A 22,658-nucleotide genomic window follows, 5' to 3' on the forward strand; every position below is an offset into this window, starting at 1 on the left:
GCGGCTGCCGGGGTTTTTCCGTTTTCTTGTACAAGCGAGGTCATCCATGTTCAAACGCGTTCTGCTCAAGCTGTCCGGTGAATTTCTGGCGGGAGCCTCCGGCTTCGGCATCAGTCCCGAGGAGGGCAGCGCCCTGGCCCGCCGAATCGTCACCGCACTTGAGGGCACGGACGTGGAACTCGCCGTGGTCATCGGGGGCGGCAACCTCTGGCGCGGCGCACGCAACGGCCAGGGCATGGACCCGGCGACCGCCGACTACATCGGCATGCTGGGCACCGTCATGAACGCCATGGCGCTGCAGGACGCCATGGAATCGGCCGGTCGCCCCACCCGCGTCATGACCGCCATCCAGATGCACGCCGTCGCCGAGCCGTACGTGCGCCGCCGCGCCATGCGCCACCTCGAAAAGGGCCGCGTGGTCATCCTGGGCGGTGGCAACGGCGCGCCCTTCTTCACCACCGACACCACCAGCACCCTGCGCGCCCTGGAACTCGGGGCCGACGTGGTCCTGATGGCCAAGAACAAGGTGGACGGCGTGTACGACAGCGACCCGCGCAAGAACCCGGACGCCGTGCTGCTGCGCGACCTCACCCACCTGGAGGTCGTCGAGCGCCGCCTGGAAGTCATGGACGCCACCGCCCTGACGCTGTGCATGGACCGTGGCCTGCCCATCGTGGTGTTCGACCTGTTCCAGGAAGGCAACCTCGAACGCCTCTTCCGGGGCGAGCGGGTCGGCACGCTCATCCAGAGCTGAGCACCGCGACACCACCGGGCCCGGCCCGGCCGAGATGATCTTCTCCCCAAGCTGCCCCTTCCGGGCGACACGCTAAACTCCGGATATTCCCCGCAAGGAGACTCCCCACATGGCAGACATGAAAAGCATTCAGGCCGACGCCCGTGAGCGCATGGGCAAGGCCATCGAGGCGCTGGAAAACAACCTCTCGGTGCTGCGTACGGGCCGCGCCAACCCCGGCATCCTGAAAAAGGTGCTCGTGGACTACTACGGCTCGACCATGCCCATCGATCAGGTGGCGAGCATCACGACGCCCGACGCGCGCACGCTCGTCATCACGCCCTGGGACCGGGGCGCCCTGGCCCCCATCGAGCGCGCCATCCGCGACAGCGACCTGGGCCTGAACCCCAACAACAAGGGGGACACCATCTTCATCTCGCTGCCCATGCTGACCGAGGAGCGCCGCAAGGACCTCGTGAAGAACGCCAAGAACTACTCCGAGGACGCCCGGGTGGCCATCCGCAACATCCGCAAGCAGACCCTCGACGAAGTGAAGAAGGTCGAGGGCATCGGCGACGACGAGATCAAGCGCGGCGAGGCCGACGTGCAGAAGATCACCGACGAGTACGTCGCGCGGGTGGACAGCACCTTCCAGAAGAAGGAGCAGGAAATCTTAGGGTGAATGCGCTGCGCGCAGGACAGGACAGGTGGGAAGTGGCGGGTGGCCTGCGGGCTGCGCCCCACTCCCCACTTTCCGTGCCCGCCCGGAGGCCGCCTTGGAATCGCTGAGCAGCCGCGTCCTGACCTCGGTGGTCGGCTTCTCGGTGCTGAGCCTGATCGTATGGATCGGCTGGTGGGCCATGCTCCCCGCCCTGATCGTCGTGTCGGTGATGTGCCTGTACGAATACGTGCGGATGCTCGACAAGAACGACATCGACGTGCGGCGCGTTTCGCTCATGCTCTTCGGGGCCGCCATCATCGTGGCGAGCCTGCCGATGTGGCCGCAGGCCCCCTGGGCAGGCGGGTCGTGGCGCGAGGCGGTCCTGACCATCGCGGTCGGGGCGCTGCTGGTGCTGGAGGTGATCCGGCCCGGCGAGCGGCCCCTCGAACGGGTGGTCTACAGCCTGTTCGGTCTGCTCTACATTCCCTGGCTGCTGGGCTACTTCCTGATGCTGCGCTACGCCCCGGACGCCGAACGCGGGCTGCTGTACTTCGCGCTGCCGCTCCTGGCGACTTTCGCCGCCGACATCGGGGGCTTTTTCGCCGGCCACTACTTCGGGCGGCGCAAACTGGCTCCCGAAGTCAGTCCCGGCAAGACGGTCGAGGGCGCGGTGGGCGGGCTGGTGTTCAGCTTCGTCATCGTGCTCGTGATGACCTCGCTGGCGCACATCTGGTCGCCGCTGGAGGCCTTCCTGTACTCGGTGCTGGTGGTCAGCGCCTCGCAGCTCGGCGACCTCTCCGAGAGCCTCATCAAGCGGGCGCTGCGGGTCAAGGACAGCGGCAGCAGCCTGCCGGGGCACGGCGGGTTCCTCGACCGCATCGACAGCCTGCTGTTCGCGGTGCCGGCGACCTACCTCTTCCTGAAGATCAGCATCCTGGTGAACTGAGGCGCGGGGCGCGGCGAAGTGCGGCCACAGCCGCCCGCCCCCTGCCCTAGGCTGCTTCCATGAAAGGCCTGCTCTCGGCGCTGTGCCTCCTGTACGCCTGTGGCCCGGCCGCGCCGCTGGCACCGGTCACGCCACTGGTTGCTGCGCCGCCACACGCCTCCCGCAAGGTCCCCCGGACGCCCACCCTGCCCTTCTGGCTGTCGAGCGCAGAGTATGCGTCTTCGGATCCCGACGCGCCCCCAACAAAGCTCGGGGGGTAGGCGACGTGACGCCGCAGGAGGTCGCCGACGCGCTGAAGGCGCAGGGCATCTTCCTGAGCCCTGACCAGATCAGCGTGCTCGGCGCACCGCCCCTCCCGCCGCCCCTCGCGCCGGGCAGCCCGGTCCGCGCGAGGCTCGTGGCGGCAGAGACGGCGCGGGGAGGCGAGGCCTACTCCGCCGAGGTGCACCTGACCAACCTCACCCTCCAGACCCTGGAGGGCCGTTACGGGAGCAGCGTTCTGGACGCCGTCATCGAGGACAGCACCGGGAAGGCCATCTACTGGACCACACCTCGGCAGGTGGGCCTGGTCTTGCGTCTCACCACCTGTCCGGCCCTCGCGGATTGCGACCGGACATTGGAACTGAACTTCAGGCTCGACCGCTTCCAGCCCGCGCTGCCCCTGCAACCCGGGACCTATACCCTCCACGTGTTCGTAAAAAGCCTGGTTCTGCACGGCCGGGAGACTTCCACACTCAGCTTCCAGCTGCCGCCCCACCGCCTGACCATCCTGCCCTGACCGGCCCCCGGCGGCCCGAAAGCCCCAGGGTTTCCATTTTCTCCTCCCCCCTTCCGCTTACCATGTAGGCCGATGAAGTTGACGGTTCTGGGCAGCACGGGAAGCATCGGCACACAGGCGCTGGATGTGGCGCGCGAACGCGGCTGGGTGGTGGGCACCCTGGCGGCGGGGCGCAATCTGGAGCGTCTGGCCGAGCAGGTCCGCGAGTTCCGGCCGGAAGTGGTCAGCGTGGACGCCGCCGTATACGCCCAGGCCCGCGAGGTGCTGGGAGCCGGGCTGCGCGGCGCGCGCCTGATCGCGGACGCCGATGAGGCCGCCGCGCAGCCCGCCGACGTGGTCGTCAACGCCATGAGCGGCCTGATCGGCCTGTCGCCCACCCGCCGGGCGCTGGAGGCGGGGCGCGCGGTCGCCCTGGCGACGAAGGAGGCGATGGTCACGGCCGCGCACCTGATGTGGGAGGCGGCGGCGGTCGGCGGCGGGCGCGTGGTGCCGGTGGACTCGGAGCATACCGGCGTGTACCAGTGCCTGACCGGCGAGGACATGGCCGACGTGGCCGAGGTGATCCTGACCGCCTCGGGCGGCCCCTTCCGCGACGGCCCGGCCGACCTGAGCGGCGTGACGCCCGCGCAGGCCCTCAAGCACCCCTCGTGGAGCATGGGGCCGAAGGTGACCATTGACAGCGCCACGCTGATGAACAAGGGGCTGGAGGTCATGGAGTGCGCCAGCCTCTACGGCCTGCCGCTGTCGCAGGTGGGCGTGGTCGTGCACCCGCAGAGCCTCGTGCACGCGGCGGTGCGTTTCCGCGACGGCAGCCTCAAGGCGCAGTTCGGGCCGACCGACATGCGGCTGCCCATCGCCTACGCCATCGACGCGGCCCCGAGCGGGATGCAGCGGCCCGGCGACGTGCGCGGCGCGCGCCGGGGCGGCGAGGTCGCCGGGCACCTGGGCTGGCCCCTGCGCGGCGAGTGGCAGTTCCGCGACCCCGACCCCGTACGCTTTCCCTGCCTCGCGCTGGCCTACCGCGCGGGCGAGGCGGGCGGCCTGGCCCCCGTCGCCCTGAACGCCGCCGACGAGGTGGCGGTCGAGGCCTTCCTGGCGGGCCAGATCGGCTTCTTGGACATTCCCCGGCTGCTGGAGCGCGTGCTGGACGAGACCCCGGCCGGCGCGCTGACCTGGGGCAGTCTGGCCGAGGCCGACGCCTGGGCGCGGACGCGCTCACGCGAGCTGGTCGGGGCAGGGGTGCGCGCATGAACGTCCTGCAGGGCATCGCGGCGGCCCTGACACCCCTGGGGCTGCTGTGGACCGTGCTCATCATCGGGCTGGCGACCTTCCTGCACGAGCTGGCGCACTACGCCCTCGCCCGCTGGCAGGGCGTAGCGGTCAAGTCCTTCAGCATCGGGATGGGGCCGGTGCTGCTGCGGCGCGACTGGCGCGGCACCGAATGGCGGCTCTCGCTGCTGCCCATCGGCGGATACGTGGAAATCGACGGCATGGCCCCGGTCGAGGACGGCATGAACGCGCAGGGCCAGCCGGTCTACCGCCACCCTACCCACGGCTTCGCGCGCTTGAGCGCCTGGGGCAAGGTGGCCGTGCTGCTCGCCGGCCCGCTGATGAACCTGCTGCTGGCGATAGGGCTGATGACCGTCACCTTCACCGCCCAGGGCATCCCTGCCCCCGACCGCGCCCGCATCGAGAGCGTACAGGCCGGCTCGCGGGCGGCGGCGCTGGGGTTGCAGGCCGGCGACGTGGTGACGGCCATCGACGGCCAGGACATTCCCGACCGGGTGACGGTCGGCGGCGCCGCCGCGCCGGGCTGGGAAAGCCTCCGGGACAGCCTGGGCCGCGCCGGGTCACGCACCCTGAGCGTCGAGCGCGGCGGCCAGACGCGCACGGTCGCCTTCGACTGGCAGCCCACCGTGAACGGCCAGCGGCAATTGCTGGGCATCCGCTACGGGCCGGACGTGCAGCCCGCCAGCGTACCGGTCGCCCTGGGCACGGCCCTGACCACCACCGTGGAGGCCGTGCCGCAGGTGCTGCGGGCCTTCGGCAGCCTGTTCGCGCGGCTGTTCACACTGAACCTGAGTTCCGACGAGAGCGTCAGCGGCCCCATCGGCACGGCGCAGATCGTGAGTCAGGCGGCGGCCACCAGCCCCTGGGCCCTCGTGCAGGTCGGCGTGCTCCTCAACCTGTCGCTGGCCTTTTTCAACCTTCTGCCGATTCCGGGGCTGGACGGCGGGCGCATCCTGCTCGTGCTGTTCGGGGCGCTGCGTGGCCGGCCCCTGACCTTCTCGCAGGAACAGGCCGTCAACCTGCTGGGCTTCGGCCTCGTCATGACGCTGATGCTCTTCGTGGTCGTGCGGGACGTGAGCCGCTTCTTCTGATCGGGGCGGTCCCGCGTCGCCCCTGCCCCCGCCCATCCTGACCGGCCGCCCACATTCCCGAGGTCTGATCGAACGCATGGCACGTCCCCGGTTCCTGTATCCGCTGTTCCTGACACTTCCCCTGCTGCTGGGCGGCTGCGCCCCCGAACTGCTGCGGCCCACCCAGACCATGGCCCTCGACACGACCGGCCCGGCCCCCGACGTGCTGGTGATCGCGGTGTCCGGGCGCTGCGGCCCGCCCTGTCAGGCCCCCTACGACAACTGGGACTATCTCTCTGCACGGGGCACGGTCGACGCGCTGGCGCAGGTCGTGGGCGCCCAGGGGCTGCGGGTCGAGGCGGCGGGCTACGCCAGCGGCGCGCCCCTCTCGTGGACCTCGCGCAAGGCCCCGGGCCAGCAGCGCGGCTACGCGGCCCTGCTGCGCGACATGACGGCCGTGCAGGCGGCGTGGTTCAGCCCCGAGAGCCGCGCAGCGGGGGTGCGCCCGCCCCGGCTGGTGCTGCTGGGCCACTCGCAGGGGTCGGTGTGGCTGCACCACTTCGCCCAGACGCACCCCGAGCTGCCGGTCGCCCTCCAGATCGACCTCGACGGCATCTGCATCGCCTGGTATCTCGACCACGGCCCCGAACTGGCGGCGGCGCGGCTCGACCGCCCCGGCCAGCCGCGCGCCGCCGACGCCTGCGACCTGCGCCGCGTGTCCGGGCGGCAGGTGCGGGGCAAGGACCTCGTGTGGGACAACGTGGAACGTGACCTGGAAGTGCAGAGCAAGCGCCTGCCCTCGGGGCTGAGCGCAGGCGGGGGCCTGTTCGTCAACTACCTGTTCGAGCTGACCCCGAATATCCGCCCCAGCGGCAGCTCGGCCGGCATCGAGCGCTTCGTGTCGGTGCGCGAGGACCACAGCGCCGTGTCGTTTCCCGGCAGCGACGCGATGGGCTGGGTCCTGCGGCGCACGGCCTCCATCGCCGCCGGGTGGAAGGCGACGGACGGGGCGCCCCCGGCACCCACAACCCCGCCGCCGGCCCCCGCCTCACCCTGATCCCACTATTCCAGCGACGCCAGCCACGCCGCCGCCTCGGCTGGTCCGAGCAGGCGCGCGCCCCTCTCCGGCGGGAACCAGGCGAGCAGGGCGGCGGCGCCGGCCCCGCCCGTCTCCCCGAAGATGACCTTGTGGTCGCCGTCGGCCAGGTGCAGCAGCCCGGTGGGCACGGCACACGGGCGGGTGCCGGGCGGCAGGGGGGCGCCCAGCCACACCGCGTCCACCTCGGCGGCGTCGGCGGGGTTGTGGGTGCCGGGCAGGCAACCGTAGTTCACGGGCGCGGGCCAGGGTTCCTGGCGGTACGGTTCCAGCCGGTCCCCCCGCCAGATCAGGCGCTCGCGGGTCCCGGCCGTCCATTCGACGACGCCCTCCCACCCTTCACCGGCCGGCCGGCTCACGGCTGCACCTCGTACAGTTCGACCTGCCGCAGCAGCGTGCCGCCGAAGCTCAGGGTGGCGCGGTAGGCCCCCGGTTCGGGCGCGTCGAGGCGGAAGGTGGCCTCCCGGCCCGACGCGTCGAGGTACACGCTGTCCGTGCCCAGGGCGCGCGCGTCGTCGTACCACGTCACCGCGAGGTACCCCGGCTCGAACTGTCCCTCGATGACGGCCCGCAGCACGAGCGCGCTACCGTCACGCACGAGCGCCGCGTTCGTGACGCGGGCCGGCAGCGAGAACTCGACCGGCCGGGGAATGACCGGCACGAGGTTGTAGCGGCAGCCGCCCAGCAGGGGCAGCACCAGCAGGGCCATCAGGGCGGGGCGGCGCATGGGCGTCAGTGTAGGTCAGCCGCCCGCGACGCGGCCCACCGGCTCCCCTGGGGGAATTTTTCCCCGGCAAATGCTCTAGCCTGCGCGGCATGAAGTTCACGGTCCTCTCGACCAGCCTCGACCCCGAGAGCCGCAGCGCGTGGATGGCCTCTCTGGCGGCGGCGCAGCTCGGGGCGCTGGGCCACGAGGTCACGCACCTCGACCTGCGCGCCGATCCCCTGCCCCCCTTCGACAACGTGCAGGGGGCGGGCGGCTGCTACGATCACCCGGCCGCCGCGCGCTACCACGCGGCGATTGCCGGGGCCGACGGGATTTTCCTGGCCGCGCCGGTCTACAACTGGGGGCTGGGATCGGGGGCCAAGGCGCTCGTCGAGCTGACGGGCAGCAGCGACGAGGGACGCGGCCTGCACGGCGCGTGGTTCGACCAGCCGGTCACGTTCCTGATCTCCGGGGGGCTGGACCACGGCTACCTCAGCCACGGGGCCTTCGCCCTGGGCCTCATGTACGATTTCCGCTGCGTGGTCAACCCGCATTTCGTGTACGCGACCTCGGCCCACTGGGACGCGCCGGAGGTGCCGGGCGAGTGGCTCGCCGCGCGGCTCGCGCGCACCGTCGAGCGCGGCGTGGACCTCGCGGCGCGGCTGCGGGGCCGTGACTACCGCAGCGTGTGGGAGCTGTGACCACGCCGCCCCCCACGCCCCGCGCTCCGCTGCTGCCCCCCACCGAGCGGCCGCGCGTGGTGGCCGAGCACCCCGACTTCTACGTGATCCACAAGCCGGCGCTGTGGCTGACGCACCCGGTGCGCGCCCGGGTGGACGTGCCCGACATCCTGACCTTCATGCGGCGCGAGACGGGCGAGCCGGACCTCGCGCCGCCCCACCGCCTCGACCGCGAGACGAGCGGCACCCAGCTCCTGACCCGCGACGCCGACGCGGCCCGCCGGTTCTTCACGCTGTTCAAGACGCATCTGGTCGGCAAAACGTACCTCGCGCTGGTCCACGGAACCCCGGACTGGGAGCGCCGCACCCTCGACGCGCCGCTGGGCGACCTGGGGCTGGGTGGCGCCAACCGCATCGCCATCCGGCAGGCGGTGGTGCCGGACGGCCGGGCCGCCGTGACCGACTTCCGGGTGGTCGGGCGCCGCGCCGGGCACGCGCTGATCGAGGCGTATCCGCGCTCGGGGCGGCTGCACCAGATCCGCGCGCACCTCGCGCACCTGGGGCTGCCGATGGTCGGGGACAAGATCTACGGCCGCGATCCGCAGGCCTTTCTCGACTTCATGGAGCACGGCCAGACGCCCGAACTGACGGCGCGCCTGGGGCTGGCCCGGCAGGCGCTGCACGCCGCGCGCATCGCCTTTCCCTGGGACGGCGGGCAGGTGGCGGTCGCGGTGCCGCTCGCCCCGGACCTCCAGGCCTACTGGGACGCCCTGACATGAAGTTTTCCTGAAGTCGCGGCCTATACTCGCTCTACATGACTGCCACTTCCGCCGCTGCGCCGCCGCTCAGCCCCTGGGTCCTGTCCGCCTTCTGGTGCGGCAGCGCCTTCCAGTGGCTGGTGCTGCTGCTGATCCTGATGCCCGCCAACATCGTGCAGTTCGTCGGAGAAGCCCAGAAGGGCACGTACCTGGGCACGCTGACGGCCATCGGCGCGGTCATGGCGCTGGTCCTCCCGCCCCTCGTGGGCGCGCGCAGCGACCGCAGCGGGCGGCGGCTGCCCTACCTGCGCCTGGGCGTGGGGATCAATCTCGCCGGGCTGGCGGTCATGGCGCTGGCGGTCACGCTGCTGGGCGGGCTGAGCGGCTTCTGGGTGTATGTCCTGGGTTTCCTGCTCGTGCAGTTCGGCAACAACTACGCCACCGCCCCCTACTCGGCCCTGATTCCCCAGCTCGTGCCCCCGGCGCAGCGCGGGCGCTACAGCGGCGTCATGGCGATGCTCCAGGCGGGGGGGCAGCTGCTGGGCGCGGTCGTCGCCCTGGTCGTCACGTTCCTGGCCCTGCCGCAGGCGGTGGCCTTCGTACTCGTGGCGGTCGCCCTGGTGGTTCCGGCAGTCGTCACCATGCGCGGCGTCCACGAAACGCCGCCCACACCCCAGGAGCGCCGGGACATGGCGGCCGCCCCGACGCTGTCCCTGCGGCAGCTGTTCGCCCACCAGCCCTTCTTGTGGGTGTTCGTGACGCGGCTGCTGTTCGCGCTCGGGCAGTACAGCGTGCAGCCCTTCTTGCAGTACTACGCGGCCGACGTGCTGGGCCAGCGCAACGCGGGCACGGCCACCAGCATCATGCTCGCCTGCATCATCGTGGGCAGCATCGGTTCGGCCTTCCTGGGGGGACGGCTCAGCGACCGGCTGGGGCGAAAGCCGGTCATCTACGTGGCCGGGGGGACGATGGCGGCGGCCGCGCTGCTGCTGCTCATCGCACCCAATTTCGCGGTCGCGCTGGTGCTGGCCCTGCTGTTCGGCCTGGGCTTCGGGGCCTTCACCAGCGTGGACTGGGCACTGGGCAGCGACGCCATGCCCAGCCGCAGCAGCTACGCCCGCGACATGGGCGTGTGGCATGTGGCCTTTACCGCGCCGCAGCTCAGCAGCGCGCCGCAGGGAGCCCTGCTCGACTGGGGCAACGCGCGCGGCGGCAACCTGGGCTACACCCTGGTTTTCGGCATCGCGGCACTGTTCTTCCTGCTGGGCGTGATCCTGGTGCGCCGCGTCCCCGAACAGGCCCACGCCCCGGCCACGCAAACCTGATCCTTAGTCAACCTGACGGCAACCTTTAGACGGTGGGCAGGCGCTCAAATGCCCGCCCCGCCGGGCCGCCATCCTCGCACCATGAGCGAAGTGACCCACGAGGAAGCCGTCAAGACGATGGCCAAGATCATCAAGGACGTGAAGTTCGCCATGCTGACCACCCGCACGGCCGGCGGAGAACTGTACTCCCGCCCCATGACCACCCAGGAACGCGAGTTCGACGGTGACCTGTGGTTCATCGGTTCCAAGGACAGCGAGGCGGTGGCCGACATGCGCGAGCGCCCGCAGGTCAACGTGAGCTTCTCGCACCCCGACAAGAACAACTACGTCAGCGTGAGCGGCATGGCCGAACTCGTCGAGGACCGCGCCAAGCTCGACGACCTGTGGAGCGACTTCTACAAGGCCTATTTCGACGGCAAGGAAGACCCCAATATCCAGCTCATCAAGATTCACGCGCAGGGCGGCGAGTTCTGGGAAAGCAGCGGCAAGCTGGTGTCCTTCTTCAAGATGGCCCAGAGCGCCGTGACCGGAGCCAAGCCCGACATGGGCAAGAACGACACCGTCAAGCTCTGAGCGGCATTTCTCAGAACGAGAAGAGGAGGCTCTGCGGAGGGCCTCCCCTTCTCGTTTCTGGACGCGTAACGCAGGCCTGGTCTATCTCACCTGCACCGGTCGCCTTCTCAGTCGGTCGCGACCGCGAGCTGAGGCAGAGGAGTCGCCTCGGGCGTCAGCACCGGCTCGGGCTGCACGGCCCCCGCCCCGATGCCGCGCAGGCGCTCGGCGAGACGCTCGTAGCCCCGGTTAAGGAACTGCACGCCGTCGATCACCGTTTCACCGTCGGTCGTCAGGCCGGCGATGAACAGCGCCGCGCCTGCCCGCAGGTCGGCGGCCTTGACGGCGGCGGCCCGCAACGGCGCACCCTGGATGATCTGGGTATACCCGTCCACCTCGATGTCGGCACCCATCCGCTGCAACTCCGCCACGTGGGTCAGGCGGTCGGGATAGACGGGGTCCTGCACCACGCTGCGGCCCGGCACGGTCGCGAGCAGGGCGCTCATCTGCGGCTGCACGTCGGTGGGGAATCCGGGGAAACTCTGGGTGACCACGTCCACCGGCTTCAGCTCGCGGGCACGGGCGTCCACGACCACCGCGTCGGTCTCCTCGGTCACGTCCACACCCATCTCGCGCAGCTTCTCGCTGATGGCGTTCAGGTGGTCGGTGCGCACGTTGGTCAGGCGCAGGCGGCTGCGGGTCGCGGCGGCCAGGATCATGAAGGTGCCCGCCTCGATGCGGTCGGGGATCACCTTGTATTCGCCCCCGCGCAGCGCCTTCACGCCCCGGATGGTCAGGGTATGGGTGCCCGCACCCCGGATATCGGCGCCCAGGCCGTTCAGGAACTCGATCATGTCCACGACGTCGGTGTCGATGCTGGCGTTGTCCAGCGTCACCACGCCGTCGCCCAGCACCGCCGCCAGCACGGCGTTGTGCGTGCCGCCCACGGTCAGCAGCTCGAAGGCGAAATGCCCGTTCAGGCTGCCGCTTCGCCGCGCGGCGAAGTTGCCGTCGTCCTCGGTCAGCTCGGCGCCCAGCGCCCGCAGGGCCTTGACGTGCTGGTCGACCGGACGCGGTCCCCACGCGCAGCCGCCGGGCATGCTCATGGTCGCCTCGCCCGCACGCGCCAGGATCGGTCCCATCACGATGAAGCTCGCGCGCATCTTGCTGACCAGCGCGTAGGGCGCGTCGGTATGCACGATCTCGGGGGTATGGAGCAACAGGCTGTTGGGGCCGGTCCAGGTGTGACGGGTACCGATGTGGTGCATCAGCTCCAGGATGGTGTAGACGTCCGACAGGCGCGGCACGGCGTGCAGGGTCACCGGCTCACTGCTCAGGAGGCTCGCCACGATGATCGGCAGAGCCGCGTTCTTGCTGTGCTGGACAGCGATTTCGCCGCTCAGTTCGCGGCCTCCCTGGATGTGCAGTGGGGTTAGTTGCATGGCATTGGCTTCCTTTCAGCGTGTGGAGCGGGGGCACGCAGCCCGCCGGAGGGGTCTCCAGGCTGTCTCGGCGCATGTTACACACGTTGCTCACGGTGTGTCTAGCTGCAACTTGATGAGGGGCGGGGCGTGAGAAGGCGCTCAAGCTTTCTTCAGGCCGGCGGACGGTGGGACCACTGCCTCACCGCCTCAGTTTATTCAGGACAACGACACTCAGAGGTGCATGATGAGGCACTGACGCATCTGACGTGCTAGGCTGCGGGTCAAGAGACAGCGCCGCCCCGGCGCGCGAGGAGCGGCCATGCCCAAGAAAGAACGTAAACGCCTGCAGGTGGTCATCAGCGACGAGCAGGACGCCCTGCTGACCCGCACCGCCTACGAACTGTCGAGTCCGGAGCGCCTGATCAGCAAAAGCGAGGTCGTGCGGCTGGCCATCGAGAAGATCGCCCGCGAGCTGGGCGAGGGCGCGCCGCTGGAAGACTACCGCGCCATTCTCGACACCGAGACGGTCAGCGACGAGGCCTGAGCCTCCCGGGTCGGCGTGCGCGGGACCGGGGGTTCAGGGCTGCGAGGCGGCGAGCGCGCCCATCACCCGGCGCGCACCCAGATAACGCGGGGCCCAGTACCGGTCGGTCTGGAACTGATCGATGGCGACCTTGCCCTTGTAGCTGTTGGCGTTGGCCATGGTGCCGTCGCCGAGATAGATGCCCACGTGCGTGACGCGGCCCCGGCCCTCGGTGTCGAAGAACAGCAGGTCGCCGGCCTGGAGGTCGGCCATCTCGACCGCTACTCCGGCGCGGGCCTGATCGGCGCTCTGGCGGGGGAGCCGCACACCGAAGGGCGCGAACACCTGAAGCACGAAGCCGCTGCAATCCAACCCCGAGCGCGAGGAACCGCCGTACACGTAGGGCGTTCCCAGCAGCGCCAGCGCCATGTCGCGCCAGCTGCCCGAGGTGGGCAGAGGGGCCGGGGCCGCCGCGGTGGGCAGCGGCGTGGGGGCCATGTCGGCCACAGCGGCCACCGGAGCCGGAAGGGGCAGGGCCACGTTCAGGGCCAGCTGGGGCGCGGGCAGCGGCGCCGCTGCCTGCACCGACTTGCCGGTGTTGGGCAGCGGCACGCGCAGGCTCTGGCCGATTTCGAGCACCGCGCCTTCGCCCAGGCCGTTGGCGGTCATCAGGGCGGGAACGGTCACGCCGTAGCGGCGCGCGAGGCTGTAGAGGGTTTCGCCCGCCTGGACGGTATGCGGCGGCGTCTCGCGCAGGATCAACACCTGGCCCACACGCAGGGCCGGTCCCGGCAGGCCGTTCAGGGCCAGGAAGGTGTCCACGCTCAGGCCCGCGCGGCGGCTGATGGAGTAGGCGGTGTCGCCGGGCTGGACCGTGACGGTCTCGCGCGCCGGGGTGGCGGACAGGTCGGCGGGCGCCGTCTGAGCGCTGGCGACGGCTCCGCCGAGGGCGGCGGCGCACAGCAGGGTGCTCAGGGAACGGCGAAGAAGAAATTCAGGCATGAGTCCATCACTCGCAGGGGCGGGGATCTGGGCTTGAACTGAAGTTCATTGAACGTTCAGGCATTCTTGACCCGCGCAACGTAACACACACACACTTCGCTTGCCTACCCCTCATGATGATTTTCTGACCGTCGGGCGAGAAGGAGGCGGCCGAGAAACCGTCACTTTGCGTGTCCGTGTCCCCACTGGGCGCCTGTTCCTGGGGAAACCTTCAGGAACGGCTCATGCGCCGTGTCGGGCCTATGCTGCCTGCGTGTTAGGCAACTTCAACGGCTGGAGGTCACGGACCTTCAGCGCACTGCGGCATGCGCCGTACCGGCGGTACTGGGGGTCGCAGCTCCTGTCGCTCATCGGCTCGTGGATGCAGACCACTGCGCAGCAGTACCTCGTGCTGGAGCTGTCGGGCGGCAGCAGCGCGGCGCTGGGCTGGGTGACGGTCACGCAGTTCATGCCCACCTTGCTGCTCGCCCTGTTCGCAGGGGCGGTGGTGGACCGCGTGCCGCGGCGCCGGGTCCTGATGACGACGCAGATCGTGCTGCTCGCCTCGTCGGTGGTGCTGGCCGTGACCACGCAGCTCGGGACCGTCAGTCTGCCGCTGGTGATGGTCCTGGCCTTCATCAGCGGGACGGCCAACGCCTTCGACATGCCTGCCCGGCAGAGTATGGTCGTGGACTTCGTGCCGCGCAGCGACGTCCCCAACGCGGTGGCGCTGAACAGCCTGTCCTTCAACGTGAGCCGCACCATCGGACAGGCGCTGTTCGGGGTGGTCGCGGCGCTGGGCGTGGGCCTGCTGGCCGGGGGCGACGCCGACAACATCGCCCGGCTGGCCCTGCCCTTCTACCTCAACGTGGCGTCCTTCTTCGCGGTGCTGACCGTGCTGGCGACCCTGCCCTTCCCGGCGCGCGACGTGGGGCCGCGCGGCAGCATGATGGAGGACGTGCGCGAGGGCGTGCGCTACGTCCGGGCGACCCCGGCGGTGCGCAACGTGATGCTGCTGGTCGGCGCGCTGAGCCTGACCGTCATCAACTTCAACATCATCATTCCCTACTATGCCCGCGTGGTTTTCGCGGCGCGCGAGGCCGAATTCGGGCTGCTCTCGGCGGCCTTCGGGGTGGGGGCCATCGCGGGGGCGCTGTGGCAGGCGAGCAAACCCAACCCGCTGCGCAATCTGCGCCTGGGCGGCGTGATTCTGCTGGTGAGCACCGTCCTGCTGGCCTTCACGCCCGGACCGGCACTGGCCGCCCCCATCTTCGCCGTGTGCGGCTTCGGCATGCTCTCGCTGCTGGTGAGCGCCAACAGCACCGTGCAGCTCACCATCCCAGACCATCTGCGAGGACGCGTCATGAGCCTGTATTCCTTCGTGCTGATCGGCATGGGCCCGCCCGGCGCGCTGATCTCCAGCCGCCTGATCGACCGCGCCGGATGGCTGGGGCCACGCTGGGGCCTGGTGGTGCTGGCCGGGCTGGGCGCACTGGCCCTGCTGCTGCTGTGGCGACGGCTGCCGCGCGAGCTGACCCCGCCGCAGGAACGCCCCGTCTCCGGCCAGCCCACGCAGGTGAACCAGGGCTGAGGAGAGCCTGAGCCGACGCCCGGCCGGGCCAGAGCCGACGCAGAGCCGGCATTTATTTTCATTCTGGCCTTAGCGCCGCGCCCGAGCATCGCGCCATGACGAGTGTGCCCGGTTCTCCCCTGCCTGTGGCCCGGCCGCCTGGAGACGGAGCCGCCGCGGCGATCCCCCTGGCCGCCGCCCCCGGCAGCGCCGTCCGCGCGCCCCGCCTGACCGCCCTCGACGCCTGGCGGGGCCTGACGGTCCTGCTGATGCTGCTGGTCAACAACGTGTCGCTGGGCAACTCGACGCCCGCGCAGCTCGTCCATGCGGACTTCGGCGGCCTGACGCTGACCGACCTCGTCTTTCCCTGGTTCCTGTTCTGCGCGGGGGCAGCGCTGCCCTTCTCGAACGCCGCCATGACGCGCGCGGGCGTGACCGGCGCGGCGCGCGTCCGGCGGCTGCTCACGCGCGCCGCGCTGCTGTATCTCGTCGGCGCGTTCCTGACGAGCGTGACGCTGCACGCCTTCTCGCTGGGACTGGGCGTCTTGCAGCTCATCGCACTCGCCACCCTGGGGGCGTCGCTGCTCGCGCCGCTGCGGGGGCGGTATCAGGCGGGGGTGGCCGCCGCGCTGCTGCTGGCCTACGCCCTGTTCCTGAACTACGCGCCCCACGGCGCGGGCACCGGCCTGCTCGACGAGACGCACAACCCCGTGCAGGCGGTCAACGACGCGCTGCTCTCGCCGCTGGGCCTGCGCGGCCTGATCTCGGTCGTGCCGACCACGGCGCTCGTGCTGCTGGGCGCGCTGGCGGCCCGGCCCCTGCAACAGCGTTCGGCGCGCGCGCCCCAGATGCTGCTGGGCCTGGGCGCCCTGCTAAGCGTGGTGGGCTTCGGCTGGGCGGCGCTGGGCGGCCTGCCCTTCAGCAAGGCGCTGTGGACCCCGCCCTACGTGCTCTACAGCGCCGGGCTCGCCACGCTGGGCATCCTGGCCTTCTGGCTGCTCGCCGACTCGGGGCGTGTGGCCTGGGGGCCCCGCCTGCTCGCGCCGCTGACCATTCCGGGGCGCAACGCCCTTGCCGGATACGTGCTGCCCATCCTGTTCAAGGTCTGGGTGTTGCAGGAATGGACCGTGACCTGGGCCGGGCAGGCGCAGCCGATGGGCACGGCGCTGCTCAGGATGGCGCGCGGAGCCTTCGGGGCGCTGGCGGGCGGCTGGGTCTACACCCTGGGCTACGTCCTCGCCGCGTGGCTGGGCCTCGCCTGGATGGCCCGCCGGGGCCTGATCTGGAAGCTGTGAGTCCAGTTCCGTGCCCGGCGCCGGCCCCATTTCGCCCCTCCCCCTTTTCCATCTTCCGGAGTCTGCCATGTACCGACCCCTCCTGACGGCCCTCGTTCCCGCACTGCTGACGCTGGGTACGCCTGCCCACGCCGCCTCTGCCCCCGCTCCGGCCGACCTGCGTTACGGCGGTACCAACTTCGGCGCGCTGGCCGCCGAGTCCTACAAACTGGCGGGTCTGGACGGCCAGTTCACCGACTGGCTCAATGCCGCCTACCAGAAGGCCGGGTTGCCGCTGGCCGGGGGCAAGACCCTGACCGCAGGCCTCGACGCCCGCCGGGCCGCCCTGAGTGCCGCCAGGGGCGCAGAGAAGGACCGCCTGGCCCGCGAGACGGCCACCTGGGCGCACACATTCATCAAAAAGGTCGTGCCGAAATTCAGCCTGGAGCGTGGCTACGAGTTCGCCAGCATCCCCAAGACCGGCGAGCGTCAGTGCCTCCTCCAGAGCACCATCATCGCGGGACTGCTCCAGCGCGCAGGTCTGGACGCCGGGCTGGTCATGGTCTGGAAGAGTCAGAGCGGCCAGGAGAGCAATCTGGGCCACGTGACCAGCGTGCTGCGCCTGCCGGGCGGCTCGGGCGACCTGGAGGTGGACGCCAGCGAACCCGACCCCACCGCCACCCACAGTGGCCTGCTGGCCTGGGTGGGCGGCGGCTACCGGTTCGTGGAGGCGAAATTCGGGCAGAACAACCTCATCACCGGCTACGGCCGCAGCGACGGCCAGGGGACGGTCAAACCGGCTGCCCTGACCTTCCTGAGCCTGAACTACGTGCGCTCGCAGTTCGACTATTACCGGGGCGAACGCGCGACCGGCGGCGTGCTGGGCACCGGCACCGGCAAGGCCACGGCGGCCGGGCTGGCGAGCAGCGAGCGCTTCCTGCGCCGGGCGCTGCGCGAGGAACCGGCCAACGCCCTGGCCGCCAGCGTCCTGGGCAACGTGCTGCGCAAGCAGGGCAAGGACGACGAGGCCCGCACCCAGTTCCGGGCCGCCGGGCGGCTCTACGCGGCCCAGGGCCGGACCCCGGCGGGCGTACAGGCCAACGTGAGCTGGGCCGGCGGCGCCAACTGAGGCGCGGGCCCCGCCTCCGCCGCCGCGACTTTCTGCGACGATACCCCAGGTGACCGGGCGGGCCTCCAGGCCCCCAGCCCGGCCCTGCCGCACGCTGCCCTTGATTCTCTCCCGCTCAGACAGGACCGATCCTTGAACGACTCTGCACCTTTCCGGCCCACCCGCGCTCCTCTGTTCCGCCTGCTGCTCGCTGCCCTCCTGCTCGCCGCTCCGGCGGCCGGAGCACACGCCGCCGTGGCCCAGCAGCCCGCCCCCGCGACCTCACCGGCCAGCATTCCCAGCACGCCGCCCGGGCAGGTGCAGCCGGTCGCGCCCGGCACCCGGCCCGCCCCGACCATCCCCACCCTGACCCTGACCCCGGCGGTGCCGCAGGTCTACAAGGTCGAGTACCTCAGCAACGGCTTTATCGAGGTCGCGCACGCGGTCCTGACCCTCACCCCCGCCGAGCGGTCCCAGGCGCGCACGCTGGCGGCCACCGTCGCGGCCCGCGTGTTCGCCGCCCGCCCCACGCTGGCCGAAGTGGACCTGAGCGTGTACGACAAAGGCAGCTACGCCGGATTCGGCGGGCCGCTGCCGCTGCTGACCGCCAGCGTGCCGCAGGCCCGGCTGGGCGCCATGACCAGCTGGGCGCTGGGCCAGGGCACCTACGACCGCGCCTGGGTCAACCCCGGCAACCTGCCCGCCTACCGCGAGCCTGACCGCGTGCGCGAGGTGACCCCCACCCTGGTCAGCCCCGGCCCGCAGCCCCGGCAGAACGCCGCCCAGATCGCCCAGACCACCGCCCGGATTCGCGGCGGGCTACAGGGCGGCTTCCTGTACCGCGCGCGCCGGGGCACCGAGGGGGTCGCCGCCCTGACCTTCGACGACGCGCCGCACCCCATGTATGAGCCGCTGCTGCTCGACCTGCTGCGCCGGGCAGGATCGCGCGCGACCTTCTTCGTCATCGGGCGCAACGCCGCCGCCTATCCGTATTTCGTGCGCGACATGGCGGCGCAGGGCCACGAGGTCGCCAACCACACCTACCACCATGTGCGCCTGCCGCCCCTGCCCACGGACGAGGCCACCAACGAGATGCGCTGGGCCAACGAGGTGTTGCAGGGCCTGACCGGCAAACCGGTGCGCTATTTCCGGCCGCCCGGCGGCGAGTACACGCCCGCCACCCTGGCCGCCGCGCAGGCCCTGGGCCTGACGACCGTGTTCTGGACGGACGACCCCGGCGACTTCCAGAACCCCGGCGACGTGCTTCTCGAAGCCCGGCTGCGGCGCAACCTGCGGCCCGGCGGCATCGTGCTGCTGCACGACAATGCTCCGCAGACCCTCGACGTGCTGCGCGAATTCCTGCGCGTGGCCCGGCGCTCGGGCATCAACCTGACGACGGTGGGGGGCCTGCCGAAGTAGAAGGAGTGGAGGGCGTGGAGCATGGTCGTCTCCACCTCGGCTCTTCCCGGCAGGGCTGACCGGTCCGTCTTCTCCCGCTTCCTCTTTCCCGCCGCCCACCGCCTGCCCTCCGCTACACCCCCGTCGCCACGACCGCCCCCAGCATCGCCAGCGGGGCGGTTTCGGCGCGCAGGATGCGGGGGCCGAGGGTCACGGGCACCGCGCCGCGCGCGAGCAGCCCGGCGATCTCGGTGTCCGAGAAACCGCCCTCGGGGCCGGACAGGACGGTCAGGGGCGCGGCCCAGTCGAGCAGGTCGGGCAGCCGGGCCTCGGCGCCGGGATGGGCCACCACCAGCCGGCCCTCCCAGGTCAGGCGGGCCAGGGGTAGGGGCCCGAGAACCTCCGGCACGACGCGGCGGCGGGACTGGCGGGCGGCCTCCTCGGCGACGCGGCGCAGGCGCACGAGCTTCTGCGCGCCGATCTCGCGGGCGTCGGCGTGCGCGGTCACGAGCAGCTGCACGCGCGCCACACCCAGTTCGGTCGCCGCACGCACCACGTCCGCGAGCTTGTCGCCCTTGAGGAGCGCGATGGCCAGCGTCACCGGCTGCGGAGTCTCGCGGCCCAGATCGGCGGCCCCGGCGTCCGGCCCGGCGGTGAGGTCGAGGGTCAGGACCGCCCGCCCCTCTTCCAGTTCGGCGATCTCTGCGGGCGCCTCGCCCCCCTGACCGTCGAAGGCCTGCACCCGGTCGCCGGGACGCAGCCGCATGACCTGGAGGTGCCGGACCTCCTGCGGCCCCAGCACCAGCCGCGCCGCCAGTTCGGGCACGCGCACGCGGTGGATGCTCACGGCTCCTCGCCCCGCCGCGCCGTGACGAGCGCCCAGTCGCCGTCCTCACGCACCGTCACGCCGGTAAAGCCTTCCCGGTCCAGCGCCGCGCGCACGAGGTCCAGCTTGCCGGTCAGGATGCCGGTCAGGACCAGGGGGCCGCCGGGAACGAGGTGCGCGGCATACTCGCCCGCCAGCAGGTCATGCAGTTCGGCATACAGGTTGGCGACCACCACGCCGAAGGGCGCCTCTTCCAGCTCGGGCAGGTCGCCCAGGCCCAGGGTGCCTTCCTCGAAGCGGGCCTGCGCCGGGGCCACCCCGTTGATCTCCGCGTTCTCGCGCGCGATGGGGATGGTGATGGGGTCGATGTCCACCCCCAGCGCGAAGCCGGCCCCCAGCAGCGCCGCCGCGATGGCGAGCACGCCGCTGCCGGTGCCCACGTCCAGCACCCGCACCCCGGCGAGGTCCAGTTCGCTCAGGGCCTCGGTCGCCATGCGCGTCGTGGCATGGTGCCCGGTTCCGAAGGCCATGCCCGGCTCGATGATCAAGGGGCGCGTGCCCTCCTCGGCCTCGCCCGCGTGCCACGGGGCCACGATGGTCAGGCGACCGGCGCGGACCGGGCGCAGGGTCCGGCGGAACTCGGCCTGCCAGTCCTGCTCGGCCTCCTCGGTCCAGTCGCCGTCGGCGATCTCGGGGGGCAGCGCCGTGCGGGCGCCGAAATACGCGCGGATGTGACCGGCGCGCTCTTCCAGGCCGGTCGCGCCGGCCTCCCACAACAGGTCAAGGTGGGCTTCTCTCGTGTCGAACGTGCCCGGCAGGCGGTAGACCAGCATATCGGGCGCAGTGTAATACGGATGGGCGGCGCAGACAGGCCGCGCCGGTGGCGCCCGCCCCCCTCCCTATACTGCCGGGCATGAAACTGGCCATCGTCGGCGTCGGTAAGCTCGGTCTCGCCCTGCTGGAGGGGGTCACGGCGCGCGGCGTGATCGCCCCGAGCGACATCGGGCTGCTCGACGCGAACACGGCGCGCGTGCAGGACCTCGCCGCGCGCACGGGCGCCCGCATGATCCAGGCCAGCGACCTCGGCTCGGCGCAGCGCGTCCTCGTCAGCCTCCAGCCGCGCGTCTTTCCCGAGGTGACCGAGTGGCTCGCCCAGGAAAACACCGGCTACGTGAGCACGATGGCCGGGGTCAGCGTGAACACCCTGGTCCGGCGTCTGGGCACCCGGCGCGTGGTGCGCGTGATGCCCAACCTCGCCGCGACCATCGGCCGCTCGCAGACCGCCATCACTGGCCCGCGCGAGGCGCAGGAGGCGGGCGACCTCGCCTTCGCGCATGAGCTGTTCGGGGCGGTGGGCGATGTGTACGACCTGCCCGAGAACCTGTTCAACGCCTTCACGGGCATGAGCGCCTCGGGGCCGGGCTACGCGGCAGTGCTGGCCGAAGGACTGGCCGACGGCGGCGTGCGCATGGGCCTGCCGCGCCCGCTGGCCAACGAGCTGGCCGCCAAGGTGCTCGTCGCCAGCGGCGAACTGCTGCAACGCCGCGCGCACCCCGGCCTGCTCAAGGACGAGGTCTCCAGCCCCGGCGGCACCACCATCGCCGGTCTGGAGGTGCTGGAATCGGCCGGAGTTCGCGGCGCGCTGCTGCGGACCGTGGTGGCCGCGACCAAGCGCAGCGCCGAACTCGGCAACGATCAGGAGGACTGAACCCCGCACGCGCCGCCGTCAGAGTGCCGTGAGGGCCGCGCCCCTAGGCTGACGCCGATGCTCCCTGCCCCGACGCGCGCCGTATTCGCCGCCCTGCTGTGTGCCCTGCCGGGGACGGCCCTGGCCGCCGCGCCGGCGGGGTATTACCCGCAGGCGGCCGGTACCGCCTGGACCTACAGCAGCGGCGAGCGGCAGGTGCTGGGCGCGCCGGCCACCTACAAGGGCGTCCGGGTGGTGCCGCTCAGTCATGTGCTGGGCCGGGTGCTGGTCAGCCAGGACCTGCTCGAATACCGCGCCGACGGCAGTGTGTGGCTGCGCGGCCTGCACACCGGCCGGGAACTGCGCTGGTACGCCTCTCCCCTGCTGGTGTACCCGGCCGCGCCGCTGCAACCCGGCCAGAGCTGGCGCAGCGGCGCGCGTACGGTGCAGGTCACGGAGGTGCGGGGCGTCACCACACCGGCCGGCACCTTCAATGCGCTGGTGCTGCGCACGCAGGAGGCCGGCGGGCAGGCGCAGGAGACCTTCTTCGTGCCGGGGGTGGGCGTCGTGCGCTACCGCACCGCCGACGGCCGCACGACCGACCTGACGGCGCGCAGATAAACCCTGCCCTTCAGCGTTTCTTGCGTACGCGGTAGGTCAGGAGGTCGGCGTACATGCGGGTCCGGGCGGTCGCGCCCTGCCAGAACCCGCGTTTCTTTTCCTTGACCACCTGCGCGACCTGCGGCAGTTCGACGTAGTCCCAGCGCGCTCCCGTCTCCTTGAGGTGCGCGGTGATGGCCGGCTCGGGCCAGCGTTCCTCGGCGAGGTGGGGCACGGCCAGCAGCCAGTCGCGGCGACAGGCCCGTTGCCCGCTGAGGTGCGGGGTGAGCTTGTTGCCCCAGTCGGTCACGAATCCGCCCCCCTCGAACACCCCGATGCTCATGTCGAGGCCGCCCGTCAGCACCGGTTGCAGCAGGGTATGCAGGTGTCCGGTCGTCAGGCCGGTCAGGTCGGCGTCGAGCATGACCACGTACTCGGCGCGCGCCGCCTCCAGGGCCGCGTACAGGGCCGGCCCCTTGCCGACGTTGCGGGTGAGTTCGACCACCTGCGCGCCGGCCCCGCGCGCGACCGCCGCCGTGTCGTCGGCGCTGCCGTCCGAGGCCACCACGACCTCGGGGGTCAGGGTCAGGCCGACCCGCACCACGTCGGCCACCGTCCCGGCCTCGTTGTAGGCGGGAATGACCACCGCGACGCTGCGGGTCACGCCGCCCC

26 protein-coding genes are annotated in these 22,658 nt (G+C 71.4%); 19 read left to right on the top strand and 7 right to left on the bottom strand.

Translation table 11 applies throughout. The features are described 5' to 3' along the window. Positions 1-46: 46 nt before the first annotated feature. The 8 genes from pyrH to DGO_RS09345 all read left to right on the top strand — a co-directional run bounded on the left by pyrH (position 47) and on the right by DGO_RS09345 (position 6,535). Positions 47-754 carry a UMP kinase gene (pyrH, locus tag DGO_RS09315; RefSeq protein ID WP_014685251.1) on the top strand — a complete coding sequence of 236 codons (708 nt, stop codon included), beginning with the start codon at positions 47-49 and terminating at the stop codon, positions 752-754. Between the two features lie 109 nt (positions 755-863). Beyond that, entirely contained in the window at positions 864-1,415 is a 552-nt protein-coding gene (gene frr / locus DGO_RS09320) for a ribosome recycling factor (protein ID WP_014685252.1), read from the top strand. 94 nt (positions 1,416-1,509) lie between these two features. Beyond that, positions 1,510-2,340 (top strand): phosphatidate cytidylyltransferase, encoded by an 831-nt coding sequence (locus tag DGO_RS09325; RefSeq protein WP_014685253.1) that lies wholly within the window; start codon positions 1,510-1,512, stop codon positions 2,338-2,340. 59 nt (positions 2,341-2,399) lie between these two features. After that, entirely contained in the window at positions 2,400-2,600 is a 201-nt protein-coding gene (locus DGO_RS23220; RefSeq protein WP_145975285.1) for a hypothetical protein, read from the top strand. A 5-nt stretch (positions 2,601-2,605) separates the two neighbouring features. Further along, positions 2,606-3,118 (top strand): hypothetical protein, encoded by a 513-nt coding sequence (locus tag DGO_RS09330; RefSeq protein ID WP_014685254.1) that lies wholly within the window; start codon positions 2,606-2,608, stop codon positions 3,116-3,118. Between the two features lie 72 nt (positions 3,119-3,190). Beyond that, positions 3,191-4,369 carry a 1-deoxy-D-xylulose-5-phosphate reductoisomerase gene (dxr, locus tag DGO_RS09335; RefSeq protein WP_014685255.1) on the top strand — a complete coding sequence of 393 codons (1,179 nt, stop codon included), beginning with the start codon at positions 3,191-3,193 and terminating at the stop codon, positions 4,367-4,369. Next, on the top strand, positions 4,366-5,499 hold the full coding sequence (locus tag DGO_RS09340; protein ID WP_014685256.1) for a M50 family metallopeptidase: 1,134 nt from the start codon (positions 4,366-4,368) through the stop codon (positions 5,497-5,499). Before dxr ends, DGO_RS09340 begins: the two co-directional genes overlap by 4 nt. Positions 5,500-5,575: 76 nt before the next feature. Further along, on the top strand, positions 5,576-6,535 hold the full coding sequence (locus DGO_RS09345) for a hypothetical protein (protein ID WP_050920759.1): 960 nt from the start codon (positions 5,576-5,578) through the stop codon (positions 6,533-6,535). A 5-nt stretch (positions 6,536-6,540) separates the two neighbouring features. Here DGO_RS09345 and DGO_RS09350 read toward each other — a convergent pair whose 3' ends face one another. Both DGO_RS09350 and DGO_RS09355 read right to left on the bottom strand, forming a co-directional pair. Further along, the gene (locus tag DGO_RS09350; RefSeq protein WP_043801848.1) at positions 6,541-6,933 is read right to left on the bottom strand and encodes an inorganic pyrophosphatase; all 393 of its coding nucleotides are present in this window, start codon (positions 6,931-6,933) and stop codon (positions 6,541-6,543) included. Next, the gene (locus tag DGO_RS09355) at positions 6,930-7,301 is read right to left on the bottom strand and encodes a hypothetical protein (RefSeq protein WP_043801850.1); all 372 of its coding nucleotides are present in this window, start codon (positions 7,299-7,301) and stop codon (positions 6,930-6,932) included. The genes DGO_RS09350 and DGO_RS09355 overlap by 4 nt, the downstream gene beginning before the upstream one ends. An 89-nt stretch (positions 7,302-7,390) precedes the next feature. Between DGO_RS09355 and DGO_RS09360 the strand changes: the two genes are divergently transcribed. The 4 genes from DGO_RS09360 (at position 7,391) to DGO_RS09375 (ending at position 10,616) form a co-directional block, all read left to right on the top strand. After that, positions 7,391-7,981, top strand: a complete 591-nt coding sequence (locus DGO_RS09360; RefSeq protein ID WP_014685260.1) for an NADPH-dependent FMN reductase — start codon at positions 7,391-7,393, stop codon at positions 7,979-7,981. Beyond that, positions 7,978-8,739, top strand: a complete 762-nt coding sequence (locus DGO_RS09365; RefSeq protein ID WP_050920760.1) for an RluA family pseudouridine synthase — start codon at positions 7,978-7,980, stop codon at positions 8,737-8,739. The genes DGO_RS09360 and DGO_RS09365 overlap by 4 nt, the downstream gene beginning before the upstream one ends. Before the next feature lie 35 nt (positions 8,740-8,774). Then, positions 8,775-10,043, top strand: a complete 1,269-nt coding sequence (locus tag DGO_RS09370) for an MFS transporter (RefSeq protein ID WP_014685262.1) — start codon at positions 8,775-8,777, stop codon at positions 10,041-10,043. 81 nt (positions 10,044-10,124) lie between these two features. After that, on the top strand, positions 10,125-10,616 hold the full coding sequence (locus DGO_RS09375) for a pyridoxamine 5'-phosphate oxidase family protein (protein ID WP_014685263.1): 492 nt from the start codon (positions 10,125-10,127) through the stop codon (positions 10,614-10,616). A 107-nt stretch (positions 10,617-10,723) separates the two neighbouring features. Here the strand turns inward: DGO_RS09375 and murA are convergent, their stop codons facing one another. Next, entirely contained in the window at positions 10,724-12,037 is a 1,314-nt protein-coding gene (gene murA, locus DGO_RS09380; RefSeq protein ID WP_014685264.1) for a UDP-N-acetylglucosamine 1-carboxyvinyltransferase, read from the bottom strand. 301 nt (positions 12,038-12,338) lie between these two features. Between murA and DGO_RS09385 the strand changes: the two genes are divergently transcribed. Next, a complete protein-coding gene (locus DGO_RS09385; protein WP_014685265.1) occupies positions 12,339-12,563 on the top strand; it encodes a hypothetical protein in 225 nt (74 codons plus the stop codon). A 33-nt stretch (positions 12,564-12,596) separates the two neighbouring features. On the opposite strand, the gene DGO_RS09390 is transcribed toward DGO_RS09385, so the two are convergent. Further along, the gene (locus DGO_RS09390; protein WP_043801852.1) at positions 12,597-13,544 is read right to left on the bottom strand and encodes a C40 family peptidase; all 948 of its coding nucleotides are present in this window, start codon (positions 13,542-13,544) and stop codon (positions 12,597-12,599) included. A 253-nt stretch (positions 13,545-13,797) separates the two neighbouring features. Here DGO_RS09390 and DGO_RS09395 point away from each other — a divergent pair, with 253 nt between their 5' ends. The 4 genes from DGO_RS09395 (at position 13,798) to DGO_RS09410 (ending at position 18,894) form a co-directional block, all read left to right on the top strand. Beyond that, positions 13,798-15,114 (top strand): MFS transporter, encoded by a 1,317-nt coding sequence (locus DGO_RS09395; protein ID WP_014685267.1) that lies wholly within the window; start codon positions 13,798-13,800, stop codon positions 15,112-15,114. A 95-nt stretch (positions 15,115-15,209) separates the two neighbouring features. Continuing rightward, complete coding sequence (locus DGO_RS09400) at positions 15,210-16,388, top strand: heparan-alpha-glucosaminide N-acetyltransferase domain-containing protein (protein WP_050920761.1); 1,179 nt, start codon at positions 15,210-15,212, stop codon at positions 16,386-16,388. Between the two features lie 67 nt (positions 16,389-16,455). After that, complete coding sequence (locus DGO_RS09405; protein ID WP_014685269.1) at positions 16,456-17,496, top strand: hypothetical protein; 1,041 nt, start codon at positions 16,456-16,458, stop codon at positions 17,494-17,496. Between the two features lie 132 nt (positions 17,497-17,628). After that, positions 17,629-18,894 (top strand): polysaccharide deacetylase family protein, encoded by a 1,266-nt coding sequence (locus DGO_RS09410; protein WP_226991333.1) that lies wholly within the window; start codon positions 17,629-17,631, stop codon positions 18,892-18,894. Between the two features lie 112 nt (positions 18,895-19,006). Here the strand turns inward: DGO_RS09410 and DGO_RS09415 are convergent, their stop codons facing one another. Both DGO_RS09415 and DGO_RS09420 read right to left on the bottom strand, forming a co-directional pair. Further along, the gene (locus tag DGO_RS09415; protein WP_014685271.1) at positions 19,007-19,720 is read right to left on the bottom strand and encodes a 16S rRNA (uracil(1498)-N(3))-methyltransferase; all 714 of its coding nucleotides are present in this window, start codon (positions 19,718-19,720) and stop codon (positions 19,007-19,009) included. Continuing rightward, a complete protein-coding gene (locus tag DGO_RS09420) occupies positions 19,717-20,532 on the bottom strand; it encodes a 50S ribosomal protein L11 methyltransferase (protein WP_014685272.1) in 816 nt (271 codons plus the stop codon). The genes DGO_RS09415 and DGO_RS09420 overlap by 4 nt, the downstream gene beginning before the upstream one ends. Before the next feature lie 80 nt (positions 20,533-20,612). On the opposite strand from DGO_RS09420, the gene proC reads away from it, so the two are divergent. Together proC and DGO_RS09430 are read left to right on the top strand one after the other, a co-directional pair. Further along, the gene (gene proC, locus DGO_RS09425) at positions 20,613-21,407 is read left to right on the top strand and encodes a pyrroline-5-carboxylate reductase (protein WP_014685273.1); all 795 of its coding nucleotides are present in this window, start codon (positions 20,613-20,615) and stop codon (positions 21,405-21,407) included. A gap of 57 nt (positions 21,408-21,464) precedes the next feature. Then, positions 21,465-22,007, top strand: a complete 543-nt coding sequence (locus tag DGO_RS09430) for a hypothetical protein (protein WP_014685274.1) — start codon at positions 21,465-21,467, stop codon at positions 22,005-22,007. Between the two features lie 10 nt (positions 22,008-22,017). On the opposite strand, the gene DGO_RS09435 is transcribed toward DGO_RS09430, so the two are convergent. Then, complete coding sequence (locus DGO_RS09435) at positions 22,018-22,650, bottom strand: glycosyltransferase family 2 protein (RefSeq protein WP_014685275.1); 633 nt, start codon at positions 22,648-22,650, stop codon at positions 22,018-22,020. Positions 22,651-22,658 lie beyond the last annotated feature (8 nt).

It is taken from the genome of Deinococcus gobiensis I-0, from assembly GCF_000252445.1.
In the GTDB taxonomy this organism is placed as follows: Bacteria; Deinococcota; Deinococci; order Deinococcales; family Deinococcaceae; genus Deinococcus; species Deinococcus gobiensis.

Excerpts from the sequence above, each read along its gene's own strand:
- DGO_RS09400 (WP_050920761.1), top strand. The coding sequence starts at position 15,210 with ATGACGAGTGTGCCCGGTTCTCCCCTGCCTGTGGCCCGGCCGCCTGGA.
- DGO_RS09385 (WP_014685265.1), top strand. The coding sequence starts at position 12,339 with ATGCCCAAGAAAGAACGTAAACGCCTGCAGGTGGTCATCAGCGACGAG.
- DGO_RS09345 (WP_050920759.1), top strand. The coding sequence starts at position 5,576 with ATGGCACGTCCCCGGTTCCTGTATCCGCTGTTCCTGACACTTCCCCTG.
- DGO_RS09360 (WP_014685260.1), top strand. The coding sequence starts at position 7,391 with ATGAAGTTCACGGTCCTCTCGACCAGCCTCGACCCCGAGAGCCGCAGC.
- dxr (WP_014685255.1), top strand. The coding sequence starts at position 3,191 with ATGAAGTTGACGGTTCTGGGCAGCACGGGAAGCATCGGCACACAGGCG.
- frr (WP_014685252.1), top strand. The coding sequence starts at position 864 with ATGGCAGACATGAAAAGCATTCAGGCCGACGCCCGTGAGCGCATGGGC.
- DGO_RS09420 (WP_014685272.1), bottom strand. The coding sequence starts at position 20,532 with ATGCTGGTCTACCGCCTGCCGGGCACGTTCGACACGAGAGAAGCCCAC.
- DGO_RS09405 (WP_014685269.1), top strand. The coding sequence starts at position 16,456 with ATGTACCGACCCCTCCTGACGGCCCTCGTTCCCGCACTGCTGACGCTG.
- DGO_RS09390 (WP_043801852.1), bottom strand. The coding sequence starts at position 13,544 with ATGCCTGAATTTCTTCTTCGCCGTTCCCTGAGCACCCTGCTGTGCGCC.
- proC (WP_014685273.1), top strand. The coding sequence starts at position 20,613 with ATGAAACTGGCCATCGTCGGCGTCGGTAAGCTCGGTCTCGCCCTGCTG.
- DGO_RS09430 (WP_014685274.1), top strand. The coding sequence starts at position 21,465 with ATGCTCCCTGCCCCGACGCGCGCCGTATTCGCCGCCCTGCTGTGTGCC.
- DGO_RS23220 (WP_145975285.1), top strand. The coding sequence starts at position 2,400 with ATGAAAGGCCTGCTCTCGGCGCTGTGCCTCCTGTACGCCTGTGGCCCG.
- DGO_RS09355 (WP_043801850.1), bottom strand. The coding sequence starts at position 7,301 with ATGCGCCGCCCCGCCCTGATGGCCCTGCTGGTGCTGCCCCTGCTGGGC.
- murA (WP_014685264.1), bottom strand. The coding sequence starts at position 12,037 with ATGCAACTAACCCCACTGCACATCCAGGGAGGCCGCGAACTGAGCGGC.
- pyrH (WP_014685251.1), top strand. The coding sequence starts at position 47 with ATGTTCAAACGCGTTCTGCTCAAGCTGTCCGGTGAATTTCTGGCGGGA.
- DGO_RS09370 (WP_014685262.1), top strand. The coding sequence starts at position 8,775 with ATGACTGCCACTTCCGCCGCTGCGCCGCCGCTCAGCCCCTGGGTCCTG.
- DGO_RS09375 (WP_014685263.1), top strand. The coding sequence starts at position 10,125 with ATGAGCGAAGTGACCCACGAGGAAGCCGTCAAGACGATGGCCAAGATC.
- DGO_RS09340 (WP_014685256.1), top strand. The coding sequence starts at position 4,366 with ATGAACGTCCTGCAGGGCATCGCGGCGGCCCTGACACCCCTGGGGCTG.